Annotated in this window: 16 protein-coding genes; 6 read left to right on the top strand and 10 right to left on the bottom strand. The window is 43.4% G+C overall.

Annotated features, from left to right (window positions below):
• Together F6K20_RS04110 and F6K20_RS04105 are read right to left on the bottom strand one after the other, a co-directional pair.
• Window positions 1-628 (bottom strand): sigma-70 family RNA polymerase sigma factor (locus F6K20_RS04110; protein ID WP_287293858.1); only part of this gene is annotated, 628 nt, incomplete at its 3' end.
• A gap of 917 nt (window positions 629-1,545) precedes the next feature.
• A complete protein-coding gene (locus F6K20_RS04105; RefSeq protein ID WP_287247572.1) occupies window positions 1,546-2,214 on the bottom strand; it encodes a polysaccharide deacetylase family protein in 669 nt (222 codons plus the stop codon).
• A 26-nt stretch (window positions 2,215-2,240) separates the two neighbouring features.
• Between F6K20_RS04105 and F6K20_RS04100 the strand changes: the two genes are divergently transcribed.
• From F6K20_RS04100 to F6K20_RS04090, 3 genes are all read left to right on the top strand, one after another.
• Entirely contained in the window at window positions 2,241-2,789 is a 549-nt protein-coding gene (locus F6K20_RS04100; protein WP_008182016.1) for a hypothetical protein, read from the top strand.
• Between the two features lie 168 nt (window positions 2,790-2,957).
• A complete protein-coding gene (locus tag F6K20_RS04095) occupies window positions 2,958-3,143 on the top strand; it encodes a hypothetical protein (protein WP_131826851.1) in 186 nt (61 codons plus the stop codon).
• A 37-nt stretch (window positions 3,144-3,180) separates the two neighbouring features.
• Complete coding sequence (locus F6K20_RS04090) at window positions 3,181-4,395, top strand: RNA-guided endonuclease InsQ/TnpB family protein (protein ID WP_287262837.1); 1,215 nt, start codon at window positions 3,181-3,183, stop codon at window positions 4,393-4,395.
• An 11-nt stretch (window positions 4,396-4,406) separates the two neighbouring features.
• Here the strand turns inward: F6K20_RS04090 and F6K20_RS04085 are convergent, their stop codons facing one another.
• Window positions 4,407-4,928 (bottom strand): DUF4330 domain-containing protein, encoded by a 522-nt coding sequence (locus tag F6K20_RS04085; protein WP_008182013.1) that lies wholly within the window; start codon window positions 4,926-4,928, stop codon window positions 4,407-4,409.
• A 971-nt stretch (window positions 4,929-5,899) separates the two neighbouring features.
• Between F6K20_RS04085 and F6K20_RS04080 the strand changes: the two genes are divergently transcribed.
• Window positions 5,900-6,880 (top strand): M48 family metallopeptidase, encoded by a 981-nt coding sequence (locus F6K20_RS04080; protein ID WP_081431826.1) that lies wholly within the window; start codon window positions 5,900-5,902, stop codon window positions 6,878-6,880.
• Here the strand turns inward: F6K20_RS04080 and F6K20_RS04075 are convergent.
• A complete protein-coding gene (locus F6K20_RS04075; protein ID WP_008182011.1) occupies window positions 6,870-7,616 on the bottom strand; it encodes a metallophosphoesterase family protein in 747 nt (248 codons plus the stop codon). The two genes, F6K20_RS04080 and F6K20_RS04075, sit on opposite strands and share 11 nt — an antisense overlap.
• A 589-nt stretch (window positions 7,617-8,205) precedes the next feature.
• On the opposite strand from F6K20_RS04075, the gene F6K20_RS04070 reads away from it, so the two are divergent.
• Window positions 8,206-8,805: a MiaE family protein gene (locus F6K20_RS04070; protein WP_008182010.1), complete on the top strand. Its 600-nt coding sequence runs from the start codon at window positions 8,206-8,208 to the stop codon at window positions 8,803-8,805.
• 120 nt (window positions 8,806-8,925) lie between these two features.
• On the opposite strand, the gene F6K20_RS04065 is transcribed toward F6K20_RS04070, so the two are convergent.
• The 3 genes from F6K20_RS04065 to F6K20_RS04055 all read right to left on the bottom strand — a co-directional run bounded on the left by F6K20_RS04065 (window position 8,926) and on the right by F6K20_RS04055 (window position 11,811).
• Window positions 8,926-9,579 (bottom strand): HAD-IA family hydrolase, encoded by a 654-nt coding sequence (locus tag F6K20_RS04065; RefSeq protein WP_008182009.1) that lies wholly within the window; start codon window positions 9,577-9,579, stop codon window positions 8,926-8,928.
• A gap of 182 nt (window positions 9,580-9,761) precedes the next feature.
• Window positions 9,762-10,958, bottom strand: coding sequence for an NAD(P)/FAD-dependent oxidoreductase (locus F6K20_RS04060; RefSeq protein WP_008182007.1), 1,197 nt, complete (start codon window positions 10,956-10,958; stop codon window positions 9,762-9,764).
• A 694-nt stretch (window positions 10,959-11,652) separates the two neighbouring features.
• Window positions 11,653-11,811, bottom strand: a complete 159-nt coding sequence (locus tag F6K20_RS04055; protein WP_154659740.1) for a hypothetical protein — start codon at window positions 11,809-11,811, stop codon at window positions 11,653-11,655.
• A gap of 125 nt (window positions 11,812-11,936) precedes the next feature.
• Here F6K20_RS04055 and F6K20_RS04050 point away from each other — a divergent pair, with 125 nt between their 5' ends.
• Window positions 11,937-12,581 carry a hypothetical protein gene (locus tag F6K20_RS04050; RefSeq protein WP_008182005.1) on the top strand — a complete coding sequence of 215 codons (645 nt, stop codon included), beginning with the start codon at window positions 11,937-11,939 and terminating at the stop codon, window positions 12,579-12,581.
• Window positions 12,582-12,782: 201 nt separating this feature from the next.
• Here F6K20_RS04050 and F6K20_RS04045 read toward each other — a convergent pair whose 3' ends face one another.
• The 3 genes from F6K20_RS04045 to F6K20_RS04035 form a co-directional block, all read right to left on the bottom strand.
• The gene (locus F6K20_RS04045; RefSeq protein ID WP_008182003.1) at window positions 12,783-13,628 is read right to left on the bottom strand and encodes a DUF4388 domain-containing protein; all 846 of its coding nucleotides are present in this window, start codon (window positions 13,626-13,628) and stop codon (window positions 12,783-12,785) included.
• A gap of 725 nt (window positions 13,629-14,353) precedes the next feature.
• Window positions 14,354-15,112, bottom strand: a complete 759-nt coding sequence (locus tag F6K20_RS04040) for a DUF4388 domain-containing protein (protein ID WP_008182001.1) — start codon at window positions 15,110-15,112, stop codon at window positions 14,354-14,356.
• Window positions 15,113-16,372: 1,260 nt separating this feature from the next.
• Window positions 16,373-18,865 (bottom strand): response regulator, encoded by a 2,493-nt coding sequence (locus F6K20_RS04035; RefSeq protein ID WP_008182000.1) that lies wholly within the window; start codon window positions 18,863-18,865, stop codon window positions 16,373-16,375.
• Window positions 18,866-19,058: the final 193 nt, after the last annotated feature.

Below are 19,058 nucleotides of genomic sequence, written 5' to 3'. Positions count from 1 at the left end.
TGGACTGGTCAGCAATAGCACGAGTAATAGCTTGACGAATCCACCAGGTAGCATAGGTAGAAAACTTGTAGCCTTTTTCGTGGTCAAATTTTTCCGCAGCCCGGATTAAACCTAGAGAACCTTCTTGAATCAAGTCTTGGAATGAGAGTCCTCGATTCATGTATTTCTTGGCGATGGAAACCACCAAACGGAGGTTAGACTGCACCATTTTTTCCTTAGCCCGCCGACCGACGTGTAAGCGGTAACGGAAAGCTGGCAGCTCCATATCGACCTCTGTTGCCCATTCCCGATCTCCAGGTTCCCGCTCTAACTGCTCAGACAAGCGCTCCCGCACTCGTTCTAATTCCAACAAATCAGCAATTTTACGGGCTAATTCAATTTCTTCATCAGCTCTGAGTAGACGAATCCTGCCAATTTCCTGCAAATAGAGGCGAATTGAATCTTCTGTATAGTGCTTCTTTTTGCTTTGGGTTCGGCGACGGTTAGATCGCCCCTTACCAGGCTTACTATTTTCCTCGTCAGGTTGAGCGTCCACCAAATCATCTCGGTTCACGTCATCCTCAATCAAGACTTCTAAATCGCTCTGAGGTTGAGCGATTGTTGCGAGTAATTCATTTGCCTGGGTCATGTTTTTTCCTCATGCTCCTTCAGTTTCAGACCAGTAGATGATGTCCGTTGATCTACTTAAGATGGCTTAGTCAGTGAGAACCTTGTTTGTTGCACCCTATGGTGGGTCGAATCGCTTCAGCCGTAGGAATTAGATCGACTCTATTTCCTTGGACTTAACTTGCAGTGAATCTACTATCCATTTAAGTGTTAATACTGAATTTTGGGAAGACTTTTTGATTGTAGCCTTATTTACAAAATTTTGCTCTAGTGTTTATCTGAAAAATTTAGCTTATTTATCTGGTCAAAAGCTTTGAGAAAGTGTAGCAATAAGTACCCACTTTCCTTTATGCCTAGAATATAGTCACTAGTTTAGTACTAATGTTCTATAAAACCCGACAGTTGAACTTCACTAGGTTAATTAACTTGTCCTGTATGATAACCATTGACAAGCTATGGGTCTAGGTAATGATTATTTAGTATTACTTTTGTAATACATTTTCCTAGCCAATGTAGTAACACGCTAAGTGAAAGTACTGCCAAGTAAGTTGATTTAACCAGCTCCTAATTCGGTATTCCTGCGTAAGGGAATGGTGAATCAGGGCATCGGAAATAATCTAGAGAAAGACGATGGGAACATTGCGTAGGGGAAGCAAGTCTCCTCGTCCGATGGAGCTTTCGGTTGATCATTATTTTAATTTCTAATTTTAATTTTTACAGTTTGCTCATTTTTTTGAAAATTTATCAGATTAGCTGAGCACTACATATAGCGTTAAAATGGATAGTATACTCTATATGAAGTATATAGAGTAGGTAATTGGATTAAGTAGTTCACTACAGGAGTAATGAGATGGAAAACCGGAAGCGTCTAGCAAAGCAGTTTTTCTAGGAGTTTACGGTGCGGTGAGTCAGAAAAGCCTAACTCAATTAACAAAACTACTAATTTTCCTGCCATAGCTGGTCAATGCTAACAAATTTGTAACCTTGGTTCAATAGCTGAGGAATTAACTCAGCCGTAGTTTCAACCACATCTTGTCCTCCATAATAACCATCATGTAGGACGATCAGGGAACCGTTTTGAACCTGCTTTAGGACTCTCTCCACGATTATACTGACACCAGGACGTTTCCAGTCTTCTGGAACAACACTCCACATTACTGATCTATAGTTCCACTGGTGCAGTATATTCAAGGTTCGGGGTGTAAATAATCCGTTAGGGGGACGAACGTCTTTTACCTTGTCTGGGTGAATCTGACAAGCTTGAGCGATCGCGTCTTGGGTAAGGAGCAAACTCTGCTGAAGGGCATCCCGTTTTAAAAAGGGAAAAGACTGATGGTAATATCCATGAAGTCCTAACCAGTGACCTTGTTGGTAAACCTCTCTAGCGACACTGGGGGCTTGGTGTACGCAAACGCCCAACCAGAAAAAACTGGCTCTGACTTGGTAGCGGTCTAAGACTTGCAGTAACTTGGGAGTGTACTGTGGATGGGGTCCATCATCGAAGGTGAGTGCGATCGCAGGTGAATTCGTTGCTCCTGACCACAGGCAATTGGGAAAGGCAGGTTTGAGAATTTGGTACAGAATAGGGTATAGGGGAGCAAATTGCATTTAGTCGTAAGTTTGGATGGGGTGGAGTGAATTTGACTAGTTTCCATGTCCTACTTGATCGCATTTTGCGGCGTCGCCAGATTATTTTGATGTTGATCGGCTTTTGTGTAGCAGTAGCGCTTAGCAGTTGTAACACTGTGATTATTACTGAGTATGAAGCTACAGCACTAACCACCTTAACCTGGCGAGTTGAGTATTCTCTTAATTCAACAACTGATAGAGATCCCGATGTTGAGGAGTTTGCTTCCAAGTCCGTAGTCAACCGCAATGGTGAGAAACCAGAAGGTGCTGTAACAGGACCTGATGACAAGGGGTTATGGTGGCCAGTTGTCCCACCAAAACCAACCATTGATGAGGTAGAACAGCGTCAGCCACTTCATCATAAGCCTAGCAAGCCAGAGCTGTTGCGTACAGTTAAATACGATATCACCTATCAAGAGGGGGCACAGACAGTGACACTACCTACTAATTATGACGTTTACCGGCAAGTTGCTAGAGCCTATCCTTACCGGAAACCTCTAAGGCTTACCCTGGGAATCAATGATGCTTCGGTGGAAAAAGCTGATACTAAATGAGCTAAAGCTCTCCCTTGCGGCTGCCCGATGGTGGGGTGTATGGGATAAATGATTAGTTCAATTCACCCCATCACTCGTGATTCCCAAAAATTTTGGGTTTAAAGCCCCGTCCTTCGCTGGATAGAAACCTTATATAGTGGAGCCTTAATCAATAAGTTTTAACCAAAGGTGCGCTTTCCGCATCTAATTATTAAATTCGCCACGGGTCGCACCTCTTTTATGCATAGCCTGCCGACTCTAAAGGCTCCACTATCTTACGGTAACTATCGCCAAAGGCGACGCTTGGCCGTAGGCCACGCCAAAGGCGAACGCGAACAACGGGGTTTTGTTATCTTTCGTATTGACGGTAGATAATATAATGGCTATTATAGAAGGCAAGGAGGAAAAGCAAATGTTTAATCTCACCTACGAGTTCAAGCTCAAACCTACCAAACAACAATCAAAAATCTTTGATGAGTGGCTTGAGATAACTCGCTTGGTATACAACTACGCTTTAGCGGAAAGGAAGGATTGGTACAAATCTCGTAGTTGTCAGATTAATTCTTGCCGCCTCCGTAGTTGCTACATCATTCCCGCTGACACACCGCGTCCTACCTATGCAAGTCAGTGTAAATCTTTGACGGCTGCCAAAAAACAGAACCTTGAACTCAAAAAGATCCAATCTCAAGTGTTGCAGCAAACTTTAAAAAGAGTTGAAACAGCTTTCACCAACATGTGGGAGCGTAACGCTGGATTCCCCCGATTCAAGAAAAAAGGCAGAATGAGGTCTTTTGTTTTTCCTCAAATGAAAGGGAAAAGATTAGAACATGGGTTAGTGAAATTGCCTGTAATTGGTTGGGTAAAATTCCGTCAGTCACGAGAAATTCCTAATGATGCTCAAATCAAGCAAGCTCGTATAGTTAAACGGGTTTCCGGTTGGTACGTCATGCTAACCATTCAATGGAATGTTGATTTACCTCAACCAATACCCCATGGTGAAGCAGTAGGAATTGATGTAGGATTAACTAGTTTTATTGCTACTTCTAGCGGTCTTTTAATCAAGCGTCCGAGGTTCCTGGGTGATGCCGAACGCAAGCTGAAATTGCTGCAAAAGCGTGTTTCCAGGAAACCTATAGGCTCGAAGAATTGGAGGCGCGCACAAAAAAAGGTAGCAAAACTACACGAGTATGTAGCCAATTGCCGTAAAGATTGGCACAGGAAGCTTTGCCATCATCTGTGCGATCATGCAGGGATGATATTTGTAGAAGATTTGAATCTGGTGGGGCTATCCCGTGGAATATTAGGGAAACACTGCTTAGATGCTGGGTTTGGCCAATTTTTCAAGATATTGGCACAAACTTGTTTTAAGCGTGGGGTGTATTTCCAGAAAGTAGATGCACGTAAAACCAGCCAGATTTGTCCTAATTGTTTGACAGAAACGGGAAAGAAAGAGCTTTCACAACGTACTCACATTTGCTCTGCCTGTGGCTATACAACGAATAGAGATATAGCAGCAGCTCAGGTAGTGGCAATTAGAGGATTAACAGCCGTAGGGCATACGGTGAAGATGCTTGCTGAGGGTAAATTCGTTGGAATCCCATTGAAGCAAGAATCCTCTCGCCTTTAGGCAGAGGAGTGTCAATTTACTCTGACATTAATAACACTGGCGTTGAAGTTATAATCTCTACCTTCTAACTCTACTGGGGTACCAATTTTAATCTTGCTATTGCCTAGGACTACTCCATCTTTGGTGATTGTTGCTTTACCACCTAAGGTGAGTAACATATTAATTCCATAAAAGCTAGGTCTGGGATCTGGTAGTTCTTTGATAGAGCCATCTGGTTGTGGCACCAGGACACTTCTACGCAGAATTTTGACGGATTTGACGTCAACCTGACCATAGGGTTGCTTACGAATCACAATATTAGTCTTCTTGGTCTCCTCCAACTGATTGACCAACACATCTGGTTCAAGCAAGCTTAACCCCCGGACAATAACATCTACTTCTACTGGTTTGGTGCTATTGAGTTGGGCAACGGAACCAGACTCACCAGGAAAGAAGAAGATTCCTACAACTACCAACAAAATCACCAAGGCAGCACCGAAGTCGATAATGCTCACCTTGCCAAACAAACGTCCTTTAGAATCTACAATAGCCATAAACTTGCTTAGGTTTGAGTTCTCCCCGCTTTGAAAAGACGGGGATTCTAAGTTGATGTCGTTACGCGGATTAAAACCGCGCTTGGCGCGCTTTCCAATGGCGAATCTGATTCGCCTTGGGTCGCGCCTCTCCACGACGCTTACGATACCGACTAGGAGAACCTACCTGTATCGTTGCGGCACACTCAAAGATGCCCTACCTCCCTGGCCGTAGGCCACGCTACGCGAACGGATTAACAAAAAAGTTAACCTGTGGATTTACTTTTGATTTAAAAAAACTTTCGGAGTGGTTGTACCAAACAAATTAGGGCAATAAGTCACTACTTTTTGCTGCGTTACTTACCTGTTCCTTGAGGAGTAGGATTAACCCCGTCTCTTACTGGTCGGAATCTCACCGAAAAGCGCAAAAAATCAACGTAACCAACCTTGTTCTTACTCGTCCTTCTATTCTAACACGGTAGCCGGGATAAATCCCGGGGCGCTGGCCTTTGGCCACGCGGGGCGCGTTCGCTGGCCACCCAATAAATTAGGTGGCTAACTCTCGTTTATTATCTTCTCTGTTTTTGTGAAAATTGTATAGTGTAAAGATAACTCCTTAAGGTTCCCTGGCTCTAGGTTGAATGGCTAAGGGGTTTATAACCTAGTTATGAAGGGCTCCTATTAAAGGATATCGGCTGTTAACTGCTTTTGATCTACCTAATACCTATAATTAGAGTTATCCATAACTGGTGAGTGAGAATAACAAACACCAGGTTCGTCTGTGGAACATATTACCCTATTTGGGGTTCAACCATAACGAGGAATGCTACTGGTCAGTAATTATGGCAGACAACTCCTAGTAGAGAGTTGACTTATGATGTTAAAGACAAGGCTCCTCTACAGCAAGCCATGGCTGCAAACCCTTTTTCCAGTGGAAAAAGGGATAATAGCTAAAATAATCTCTTTTCGATTTAATAATTCATAATTTTGCTATGTTCAGCAATATATTATCGATTTACTCCCGTTATCGACGTCATTTGTTATATCCGTTAATCAGCATGCTTCTATCCCTGAGTCTGGTGGTGGGAACAGCCCAGATCGCCCAAGGGGTTCCTTGGTTAGAGCTGCTATTGCGTGGTATTCAGATTATCCAGTTATCTAATATGTCTGATCAACAGGAAGTCCAAATTGGTCAGCAAATTAATCAGCAACTTGTTGGAAAGCAATTTAAGCTCTATCGCAATCGGGAAATTAATCGCTATGTTGATCAAATTGGTCAGCGACTAGCTAAAAGGAGCGAACGTCCAAACATTAACTATACATTCCAGGTGGTCGATGATGGTAATATTAATGCCTTCGCTACCATGGGAGGATTTGTTTATATTAACACGGGTTTAATCGCAGCAGCAGACAATGAAGCTCAACTGGCAAGTGTAATGGCTCATGAGATTGGTCATATCGTAGGTCGTCATAGTATCCAGCAAATTAAGCAAGCCGCGATCGCTAGAGGTTTAGCAGAAGCGGCTGGAGTTGATAGCAACACGATGGTTAATCTGGGCGTGGAATTAGCACTACGTCGTCCCAACAGTCGTCAGCATGAATTTCAAGCGGATGAACTAGGTATCAAGAACTTAAAACAAGCAGGCTATGCTCCGATAGGATCAGTAGACTTTATGAAAAAACTACTCAAGCAAAGAGGCTTTATTCCAGGGTTTTTGAGTACTCATCCGTCAACAGCAGACCGAATTGATTCCTTGGAGCAGTCTATCGATTCAAATCGTGCCTATGTTGGTGATGGATTAAACAATCGGGCTTACAAAAACAAAACTCGTGCAGTCCGCAACCAGAAAAAAGCTGCCCTCAAAAGGACAACAGGTCGTAGAGGGCGAGTGCTCAGATCAGCACAGCTAGCTCAAGAGCCGCAAGCTTGCCCAATAGTTTTTTTGTTAACCTCTAGAACCGTCAGGAGGTAATCAACACTTGACGTCGGCATATTTTACTAGGTTCTATCTTGGTCACGGCTTCTTCCAAGGGGAATTGGCGAACATAACCCCGAAAGACGTTAACTTGATAAACAAGATTATTGGTAATGTCTAGACCTGTCATCCAACCACTTTTGGGATGATAAGCACCAGTGTCTATATCTAGCCAACCACAACCTTGGGCTATTGTACCGGGAGCCACTCCTGGTAAGGTGAAAGTCATGGTGTGACCGGTGATGATCAGCTTGTCGAGAAAGTAAGGTTCACGCATACTGTGAAATTCATCCCGAATCCAACAAAATTGCTCAACGGTTTGCTCCTCAATGGTCATGCGAGGATTAACCCCGGCATGAACTAGCCAGGTATCTCCTAAATCAATGTAGGTTGGCAGTGTTTTGATCCAATCTAGGTGATCTTGGCAGACTTTTCCACCATAGCTGTTGATAGTAGTTTCACCACCACTATAGAGCCAGGCTTGTCGTGTTGAGTTAGGTACTGAATTGTTACCGATAATTTCTAGTAACATCAGCTCATGATTACCTAATAAACAGGGGTGAGCATTTTGCTTGACAAATTCCACAACCTGAGCACTCATCGGTCCTCGATCAATCAAGTCTCCGAGAAAATAAACGGTGTCGTCACTAGTGGGTGCGATCGCATCCAATAAGGTCATAAGAGGATTATAGTGACCATGAACGTCACCGATAACAATACGACGGTGGGTCATTACTTTACTTATCCAAATCTAATTTCGTTAAATATCAGGTAGATCCCTTCATATAAAATTTAAGGTTAATGGCTTTAGGCATCAGATTTCTAGGTTAAATGGCTAAGCGGGTTCTGACCAGCGTATGAAGCAGCCCTCCTCAAGCACAGAGGCTATCAACTGCTTTTGTTGTAGCTAATACCTAATACCATTAGCCTCATACCTATTTGTAGATATATGCACCGATTCTGTGAGAGTGGTCTTCCTTTTAAGATATTTCCTATTCCTGAATAGAGTCGTTAAGTGTAATAGTTTTGAGGAATAGGCTCAAGTAGCTAGTTTAACTTGTCTTATAAGTATTTATGTGTAGTGTCTATGTAAATTTATCATGAACTACCCGGATTTGCTACGGTTAAGTCGGGGTTTACGACCCAACTTGTTGCTACAAAAGCGGGTATTGAACCCAGTTTTTGACGGGATTACACCTGCGCCTTAACAAGACGAGGATTGACACGATTCAGTTAAAATTAATAGCATCGCCTACCGATCCCAAAGCCTGTTTGCAATGAACAAGCCAACTACTTTGATTTGTTTGATTTGAACAAAAACCGTGTCTTCTTCTGCTCTGCCTTTGATTAATACCCTGAAACACCCTACTAGCCAGGCTTGGATCGAGCAAGCCCTTGCAAACCTTGATGTTATTTTACTCGACCATTCCCATTGTGAACGTAAAGCGGCTGGAGTAGCACTGAATTTAATGTTTCGCTACCCATCCTACAGTAAACTGGTGCGTCAACTGACGGTCATTGCCCGTGAGGAACTAGAACACTTCGAGCAAGTTAACCAGTGGCTAGAAAGACGTAGCATTCCCTTAGGTCCCCTTTCTTCACCACCCTATGGAGCTGGATTGAAAGCTCAGATTCGCCGAAACGAACCAGAACGGTTGTTGGATTCTTTACTAGTTGCTGGACTGATCGAGGCTCGTTCTCACGAACGTTTGGGATTACTAGCAACTCACTGTTGTGATCCATCTTTAGCAAAATTTTATCATAGCTTGATGGCATCTGAGGCTCGTCACTATGGTGTTTACTGGGTACTGGCTGATACCTATTTTGAGCGAGTACTAGTAGATCAGCGGTTGGATGAGTTAGCAGTTAAAGAAAGTGAGTTGCTGGTTAGCCTTTACCCAGAACCAAGAATTCACAGTTAGCAGCCAGTCTCCTCAAAGAAATAGTCAAATTATACCAGAGCAGCGGCTATCAAGCAGACACTGGTGTGGCAACCAATAGATGCGTTCGCGTAGCGGCGACCTAGGAGCATCGCGTAATGGTTAAGTGATTGGTTTGCGCTTGATCAAAAATGCTCTCAACCGAGCTGCCTGAGCGCCCTGATAGTCTTCTTGAAAACTATCACCAATATGAAAAGCCTCCTGAGCAGTACAGTGATGTTTTTGTAAAGCAGCAGCAAAAATCTGTGGATCAGGCTTGGCAAAGCCAGTTTGGGTAGAAATTGTGATGGAGGAGAAAAATTCTTCTAATTTTAGGGCTTTTAAGACAAGATGGAGACGGGAATCAAAATTTGAGACGACACCCAACTCAATACCAATATGCTGCCATGCTTTCAGCGCTGGGATAACATCGGGATAAATGAACCAAGGTTGAGCAGTGGCAAAGTGGCCATACAGTTCGTCAAAAAAATCAATGAAATCGGTGAACTGGTCAAGTACACCAACTTGTTCAAAGGTGCGGGAGGCAATCACCCACCACCATTCAAATTCTCGCTGGGGAATTTCTTCAGGATCTGTTTCTGGAAAAACCGCTGGTTCTGCTGAGGCGAAGGCTTTGACAAAGGCTTTGTCCAAAGCTGAAGCAGGTACTGTAACCCCAAATTGATTAGCGATCGCACTATAAACTTCCCCTACACTCCCTTGAACACCAAATAGGGTACCGACAGCATCTAGAAAAATTACTCGCGGTTTTTCCATGGTTAATGGTTAATTGTTAATGGTTAATTGTTCATTTAATTTCAATTTTCCATTTTCCTGTATCTATAGCAATCCTAAATCATTTGTAAAATGATAAAAATCTGGAATCGTTGCTGGTAAAGGGTTATAGCAATTGCTTTGGCCAATATATTTCACGAATCATTTAGGACTGCTATATGCCTTTATGTTCCAGACAGAATATCAGTTAATGGTCGAGTAATCCAGTTCATGCCCACTTTCAGTTGGTGCTCTATAGTTGGCATCCGATAAAGATAGGCAAGTCGGCGTACTATGTGGGCTAAAGGACCATCCAGCTTCAGACCTAAACCACTCAGAGTTGCATTGTCTTTCCCCAAAGTCATCATCTCTCCCAACTGCTGGTAACGGAAGGGCAGCAGGGGACGCCCAGTTAAAGAAGCCCAGACATTCCAACCCACATAATCGGCTTGCTGAAAAGCGGATTGAGCTGTATTGGGAACTGGTTGATTATCAGCATCTCGGCAATCGGCTAGATCACCTAGGGCAAAAATTTCGGGATGGTCAACCGCTTGTAACCTGTGGGTGGTAGTCAGCTGACCACGGTGGTTTTGTTTGAGCGGAAGCGATCGCACAACTGGTGTCACTCTTGTTCCTACTGTCCACAGCACCAAATCTACGGGAATAGTATCCACCTGTCCTTTATACAACAGAGAAATGGTGTCAGGTCCAATGGACTCAACACTGGTTTCCAAATCAATCCAGACTTTCTGTTCATTCAAAGCTTTGCGTGCTGCTTCTCGGTTAAAGTCCGTTGATGTTCTTAAAATCACATCACCGAGTTCAATCAACCGCAACCTTCCGCGCTCTCCCAACCGTTCGGCTAGATGGCAAGCTAGTTCCACACCAGAGTAACCTGCACCAACTATAGCGATCCGGATTTTATCTGTATCGGATTCTTCCAAAATCCGTAAGCGTTCTTCCAGGTGATAGGCATCAGTAATAGTTCGGAACGGGATAGCATACTCAGCCACCCCAGGCAACTGCTCTAGAGGGGTTTCTCCACCTAGGGCTAACACCAGGCGATCATACTGAAATTCCGATCCAGTCTCTAACTGTACCTGCTGCTGTTCTACATCAATGCCTGCTACCGCTGCCTGAGTAAACCGTACACCTGTGTTTGCTAACAGTTCTTCATAGGGTGGAGCAATTTCCCAGGTTTGTAGTTCGCTGGTGATCAGTTCATACAACAGCGGTGAGAATAAGAACCGATCATTTTGATCAACCAAGACAATTTCTGGTTGTTGGGGCTTTTCCCAAGGCAGCTGGCTTAAGCGTAGGGCTGTATAGAGACCCCCAAAGCCTCCACCGAGAATGCAGATTCGGGCTGGTTGTTTAGTCATGGTTGATTGAATCGGGGATGTCCTATTAGGGGAACTTCTTTTAGCTTGATCCGCGCTTATGCCCCATATCCGTACCAAAGGTGGGCGTGGGATGAATGGCGGAGGCGGAACTTTGTTTTTTTATTTTCATCTATAATGAAGATAGCAGGGAAAACAAATTAAGAGCTAACCGCCACCTGCGTGCCTAAAAAATAGAACGAGTTGTATTGTTCCGGTGGGTCGGGGCATCCCGTGTCGTTAATAAAGCTTGCCGAACGCGCCCCGCGTGGCCTACGGCCTTGTATCCTAACCGTTGGGTGGAGTTGGCAAGAAGCCTACACTGAACTCTAAGACTCAGTGTAGGAGTATGTCACGATAGCAAGGCTATTACAACAGGATAGCTGGGTTTAACCGATACTTTTTAGCTACCAAAACCTACCAAAGGCAAATTATGGCTCGCCAATGCCAGATGCAATAGCATCCAGGGGGTATCTCCGCGCTTCTCTGACGGAATATCCCGCGAGCGCCATAAAAATGTCAAAAAAGTCTAACACCGGGATAGAGAGCGCAACTACTAAACCCTTGGTTTTCGGCTTTAATTTAAGTTACATAATAATCCCTGTCGGTGTTACCGTAATTTAAGTTTAACAAATAATCAGAGTTTTTGGTAGACTCTGCGACATTTTCTCTAGCTGTTTACTAACCTCCCCCATAGTTAATACCAATTCTTCAAAGTAGGACTATAGATACAGATGGGGAGCTCGGGAGTGTCACGAGTGTCGAGAGTGTTGGCAGTGTCGGGAGATGGCCAGATTAAATTGATGTATAGCCCTAATGCCCCAGAATTGGGATATAAGCGTGAAAATGATTTCAATTTTTATTTTCTAGTTTCTATTTTTTAACTGTTTTATCCTGATCAACCACGCTCTACCTTGAATATTGATTGATGTAACTGTTGCTTTAGACAACAGCTAGAAGCATTGTTTTGAGCGAAGCCAAATGAAAAGTTTTCAACACTATCTAGCTCCTGTTGCGATTGGAGCAATTGTCGTTGGTTTCAGTAGCTATGGTTTGGTGAGTGATAACAATCCTGGTTCCCAGAAAACTCCTGTAGCGAATCTATCTGCTGAACCAGCCACCGAGGCTAGCTCTACCACTGGTGTAGCACCCTCTAATACTACTCTACCTAAGATTACTGTACCTACGGAAGAAACTCAACCAGGAACCAAGGTTGGTAAGGTCGCGCTTAAGGCTACAGTCAGCCAAGGTAATAATAATAGCAATCGAGCTAACGGAGTAATTCTTAATGTCTATCGGGCTGACAGTCAGTGTCAGTCTCTGGTATCTGAACAGGTAGCTGTACCAGTAGGAAATCCAGTAAATACAGTTATAGGAAAAGTTTTAGAGACTGGTAACTCCAGTGACTTTAATGTATCGGGATACCGCGTGAAGGTCAATGCCAATACTGGTGTGGCTACCGTCGATTTGCGCCTATCACCAGATTCCCAGCGGCAGTTTGTCTCCCTCTCCACTTGTGAGCAATTTGCCCTTTTCGGTAGTTTGCGTAAAACTCTTACTGCTAACTCTCAGTTGAATATTAAAGATGTTCGCTTCACAGAGCAAGGAGAAGATATTTATCTTTGAACTGTTCGATCAAACTTACACAAAACGTCAGTTTATGACGCTTTCAGAGGCAAACCCCATCTAAATTCCAAAACCCTTATCCAGTAAGGATTTCATCAATTGATTAAAAACCGGACTCGATTGCTGAAATCCTCACCTCGCCAGCATGTACAAAAATAAGATGCGATAGCCGCAGCCCTGTCCGCTCATCCGACGCCGACGCTACTGCTTTCGGACCTGGGATGAATTGCGGCGGAAGCTAACGAATGGATATTTTTGTTTGTCGAGAGCAATTTGCTTTTGTCTAGATTTGTCTAAGTTTTGATGAGAAGTATCCTTCAACAAAGGTCTTGCTTGTGCAAGACCCACTGTGATTAACCTAAACGCAATCTGCCTTACTTGTGCTACTGGTAGTTTCAGCTGCTTTGCGATCGCTTTCAGAGAAACTTTGCCTGTTGTATAATTCCACACTTTGCATTCTAAAACGTTGAGTCGATAATGGGATTGGGGTGGATCGCAGATGGTACTGACTAAACCCCAATCAGGGTCAGGCAATTGCTCAGCCAAAGCCTCCCAGTGGTGCAGTTCCCTTAACCCGATCAATGTCGCTTCTGTTGCCGGTATACTTAAACCGGTCATTTCCAGGATTGGGATCGGCACGTTCTGCTCGAATTTAAATCGACCATCTTTCAGTTCAAACAAAGGACACACTTGCCGTTGTATTTGAATCTGAAACAACCATTTTAGTTGTGCAGTTTGTACAATACCTTGACTTTGGAGATATAAACCAAGTGGCTGATTGGGAGTACATGACTGAGCTAGTGTAGTGACTATACTGTGTTTAACCCACTGATGTTGAGCAATCAGGACAATTAAACCCTGATGGTCCAATCGATTAGCTGCTGCCACAATCCGACCCTGGTAAACCCAAAAGTGATGAACTGGTCGCCGGTATCCAGAAACTCTGGGTAAGGCAGTAATTCTGAGCCAACCAGTTTTCTTTCCTTTCTCTAGAAACTGAAAAAGTTCTGGCAAGTATAAGTCGCTTAGGTAACCATTAAGGGACATGTCGGGTAATTAAAACCAAGAGAGCACCTTGAGAGTGTCAACTATGAGTGACAATAAATTATATAGTGTTAGATGGTTTGTGCGGCACAATCCAAGTTTTAGCTGAACCGCGATCAGCCCCACGTGTCACCCTGGGAGTTGCCTTCTGTTTACTAAAGCCGAGAGTCCTTAGGACAAGCAGAAGGAGTAGGTTAGCCAGCGGACCGGGCTTTCAAGGTGCGGACGCAACCTTTGAGCACTCAGCCCCTCATCAATCCCAGACAGAGGTTTGGTTTTTTTGATCGGAGCAAAGATGTTGTGCTATAATGCTATGCCGTTGACCAGAACCACAAAGTGCTAAGTTGGAATTAAATAACATCGTCCCTTGATGCTGATGGGTGAAAGTTCTTTTCAATAGTTGGAAACGTAGCTGAAGAAGCTGGATACGTAGTGTTTGAGTAAAACCCTGCCTCTAAGTCTCAACTCTTTTCTTATCGAGATGAGTGCCAAAGAAATGATTGTAGTATTCAAGACTAGTTTGATTACGATTTCCAGCTTTGGATTAACGGTGATATCAACTGAGCAATCAACCAAAGCGCTAGCAATTCTGGATATGTTTCCAACTCTAAAAAGCGCTCTGAGGGAATACAGTTGTGCTTACCTCCACAATTAATATTACCTTTAAGTAGTACTTTAAGGAAGTTTTTATCCCGTTTAAAAAGGGCTCAAAAAACCACACTTGACCGTCAGGTCAATGTAGATAGGTCACATAAGTTGCTAACCAATAAGGGAACTTCTTCTACTAAACCTGTTGTGATTAGTCTAAAAGCAACTTGTTGCACTTTTTCTACTGGTAATCTCAGTTGCCTTGCAATTCTCTTGAGAGAAACATTGCCATTTGTGTACTCCCAAACTTGCCACTCTATAGAATCCAAACTGTATTTAGGTTGACCACCGTTGATACTGACCAAACCGCCATTGGGGTCAGGTAATTTATCTGCCAGAGCTTGCCAGTTGCGGAGCGATCGCAATCCTTTCAACATAGCTATTTTTGTTGGTATACTCAAACCCGTCATTTCTCGTGTTGGTATGGGTACATTCTGTTCAAAGTTAAACTGACCATCTCTGAGCTGAAACAAAGCACACACATGCTGTAGAATTTGCATTCGAAATAGCTGTTTTAATTGTTCACCTTGTAAAGCACCCTGAGTTCTGAGGCATAAACCCAGAGGTTTATCTATGGCACACAGCTGAGCTAACTTAGCAATTACCCGTTCGCTAACCCCGCAGTGTTCAACAATCAGCGATACCAAACCTTGATTGTCTAACCGATCTGCAGCTGCCACCAGGTGACCCTGATATACCCAAATATAATGAATCCTCCTAGGGGTTGCTTGGTTTATTGGCAAGGGAAGCAACCTTAGCAAACCAGTTTTTTGTCCCTGGGCGATAAACTGAAACACTTCTGGTAGGGAAATATCGGTTAAATGGCCTGTAACAGACATAATTGTTAATTGGCTTCATACTAAAGGGTTAGCGGAAATTACTAATTTATAATATATTAAGATTTGTTAAAAAAACACCTGGAAATCATTTTTAAAAGTCAAAGTCAACGTTTTATGACCTGAGTGGCTTGTTAATTTGAAATTAAATCCCATATCAATTTATTAATCCTCTTGAGAGAAACAATAATTGGTAACAGTTTCCGAAAGGTCAGACCCCTCAATTGATTAGGTGGTAGCGATGTTAAGATTGGTAAAAAGTTTTCCTAAAACGCTTCTACCTTAAGATCTGGAATACCAAAATTATTGCTATGGGCAGATAAATTTTCCAACAAATTTTATATTTAACACGCGAGGGGAAAAGCACATTCATAGGCTATAAACGGTTGTATACCCTGTTCTATACCCTATTGGTAAGGCTTGATTTTTTAGTTAGACTCTGATCAGTAATTGCTTACTAGGGTTGGATCAAAATCTTTCAACTGACGCGTTCGCCAATAGGCTGTGCATCCACAACCTACGTTACCCTTCATTGAATGGCTATACTTAATGGCAAGGGCTACTCTAGCCAAAAGCCACCTCAAAGAAGAACAACAACGCCTATGGGCGCGAAAGCGGCTTCCCATAAGGGCATCATATCTGTACGAGAATCCATTCAGGGTAAGCCCTACAAACTCTATGGGCTGCAACCTATTTTTTTGAGATTAGATTCCCCCTTCAGATGAAAGCCCACAAAAATCAATCTCTTGGTGCGCATTCCCTAACGCTTTAAAAAAGCGTGGGGTTCCACGGTTTGAAAAATCGCGGGATCAAACCGCCAAACTACTATTGCCTGACTTCCCACCCAATATTCGGATTAGAAACAAAGCAACGAAGGTTTGCGACTTGGATCAATGAACGTCGATTCCGACGGAAAGTCTGCACTTTCGCTCTTGCTGAACTATTGTCGGATTCGACTAAATAAGCTTTACACCCTAATGAGGTCATAAAAATGACCTATGCTTGATGGCTACTCTCAAGCTTTATACTTTTGAGCCTAACTCCAAATCAAAGATCAATATCTTTGAACCGATAATCTTTAAAGTATCTTTATATTAGAGCCAATTGTGAAATAGTCGAGTAAGTTGTAAATAAAATGTGAATGTATCGGTTCCATTTTTCACGTCCTACCTAGTAGCAATTGGGTTTAATGGATCAAAATCAGCTTGGTGTAAGGCTCAGAAAGCTTTGCTCACCTACTGAAAAATTACTACTGAAAAATTACTACTGACTGATCTTTCCAGCTAGGGATTGAGCTGGGAATACACAATCTTGACCAGTGGCTTTGGCTCGCTCAATAGCCTCATCAGCGGCTCGATAGAGGCTTTCGATGTCTGTGCCATCCTCAGGGTACTCTGCCACCCCAGCACTAAATGTTACCTGCACTAGATCACAGTCATCAAATTCTTCACTAACAGTCTCCAAAATTTCTTGGAGCCTTCTGACCCCAGCCTGTCGATTGAGACCATACATCCCGATGAAGAACTCCTTACCTCCCCAGCGGGCAACTATATCCTCGCTGCGAAACTTTTGCCGCAAGATTTGTCCCAACCGCCTAAGCATTCTATCTCCCATCACATGACCAAATTGCTCATTCACCTGCTTTAAGTTGTTTAAATCCAATAAGGCATAGCAAAGAGGTTGATGGTACCGTTGGGATAAGCGCAGTAATCGGTTAAATTCTATGGTAGATTGACGACGATTAGCCACACCAGTTAATTGGTCAGTTTCTCCTAAACTACGGAGCAGTTTGGTACGCTCTAGACGATGGAAAACACGGGTGACTAACTCGGATTTCGTTATCGGTTTAAAGATATAGTCATCAGCTCCAGCTTGATAAATGCGGTGAATTGTTTCAGAGTCTAGGTGTTCACAAAGCAATAGGATAGGTAATCCATGCCAGATGCGATCATTGCGCACAACTTGGCACAGTTCAATCCCATTGAATTGGGGCATGTCTAAATCCAAAATCAGTAGATCAGGTCCTGTCGCTTCGAGCTGTTCCCAAAATTGATCGGGTTCTTCTAAGGTAATAATCTGCACTCCTAAAGGTTGTAGGAAGTGTCGTATACTTTCGAGCACTAGGGGATCATCGTCTACTGCCAGGACTTTGGCGGTGGAAGGTCTGTCTTGATTTAAGACATCTTCAACGGTTTCTAGTAACTGTATTGGGGTAACGGGTTTGGATAAAAACGCCCTTCCTCCCTGACGAGCAACCTCAACGCGATCGCTAAACCGATTTTGCTGTGTAGAAACGATTACTGGGATTTGAGGGTATTGGTTCTGGAAATATTTTAGGAGTGCGATTCCGACCTCTGGATAATTGGGAAACATCAAGTCCAGTAGCACAACATCAGGTATTTCTTGATCCATGACAACTCTGGCTTCCCTGGGATCTAGGACAACTTTTACTTGCATATCCCAATTGACTGCTTCTCTTTCCAACTGTTGTGTCAGTTGCACGTCTCCATCGATAACTAAAATCAAGGGAAGCTTTTTTGGGAATTGGTCGGGTGCCAGGGGTTCTGATCTATCATCCTCGGTTAGTTCAGAGTCTTTTAATACAGTAATGCTAGGATTATCTTCCAACTCACTACTGACATCACCAGAGAATGGTGATGGAGGTTGCTGGAGTTCTTCAGACAGAAGTGCTACCAAAGATGCCAGATTTTGAATATTAGTTGGGGAGGTTAGCTGCTGTAATTGAGGACTAGGCAATTCTATTTGGTTGTCATAGTTCCTGCGTCTTGACAGATATCTACCTTTACCGGAGTTCCTTGTCTTGGTTATACTGACTTCCTGTAGCCAGTACTCAATAGTTTGGGCTAGCCGTGATCCTTCCACTAAGCCAAACTTATCTAAAGCTCTAACGAGCTTGTGGACTTGCTGCTGGGCTTGTTTTCGCAGATCCTCAGTAAGATGTCCGGCTTCGAGAGCATTAACTGCCTGTTCTAAAGTGGCAAACTGACGCCACATGGTTCCTTTAGAACGCTCCCAAGGCTGATTGAACCTGGTTGGGGTTGGTTTGAGTTTCTTTCTCTTGCTCCTCGGTAAGCTCTTGAGGCGATAGCCCATACCATAGACAGTTTCAATCATATCATCAGCTTCAACACTCTTGAGCTTGCGCCTTAACCCCTTAACATGTGCCCTAACTGTTTCTGGTGAAGGAGGGTCTTCAAATGACCACAGATGTCCGAGAATGAAACTCTGACTAAATACTCGGCGCGGATGGCTCAAGAATAGTTCTAGAAGACCGTATTCCTTTGGTGAGAGATGGAGCAGTTGACCTTTATAAGTTACTTCACAGGTACTCGGGTCTAGGCAGACATCACCCCATTCCAGTAGCCTTAATCCAGAAACACTGTGGTGACGCAGTAATGTCCTAATTCGAGTCAACAGATTCTTGGCTGTAAAGGGTTTAACAATATAATCATCAGCTTCAGCATTAAGCTTGACTTGCTCAGCAGTAGCTGCTTGAGAAAGCAACAGCAAAATCCCTCTATCATAGCTTGCCTGCCGTAGTCGCTTACACAAGCTGATACCATCGAGCTTGGGTAAATCCACTTCCAGCACAATCAGGTCATAGGTAAAGGCTTGAGCATACTCGCAACCTTCTTCCCCATCTCCAGCAATATTTACAATATAATTCTGCTCTCTCAACACTTTACTCAAGGTTAGAGCTAGAGCATTGTCATCCTCTACCAGCAAAAGTCTCATGAACAATCCTGCTGTAAGCCTAGTCCTTTACAAATTTTGGATAAACACAGAACACTAAAAAATATACCTCTTTTGACCTAAGCATTCAGGCGTCAGCTGTCAGCTGTCAGCTTAAAATAAACCTGATTTGGGAGAATTTAAAGGTGCCCTTGACCCATTAAGAATTAAATTCGCCAAGGTCAAGCGCACCTGA

Source organism: Moorena sp. SIO2C4, from assembly GCF_010672485.1.
GTDB classification, from domain to species: Bacteria; Cyanobacteriota; Cyanobacteriia; order Cyanobacteriales; family Coleofasciculaceae; genus Moorena; species Moorena producens.
The sequence above is the reverse complement of the archived record's forward strand: the minus strand, read 5'-3'. Positions and strand labels throughout refer to the sequence as shown.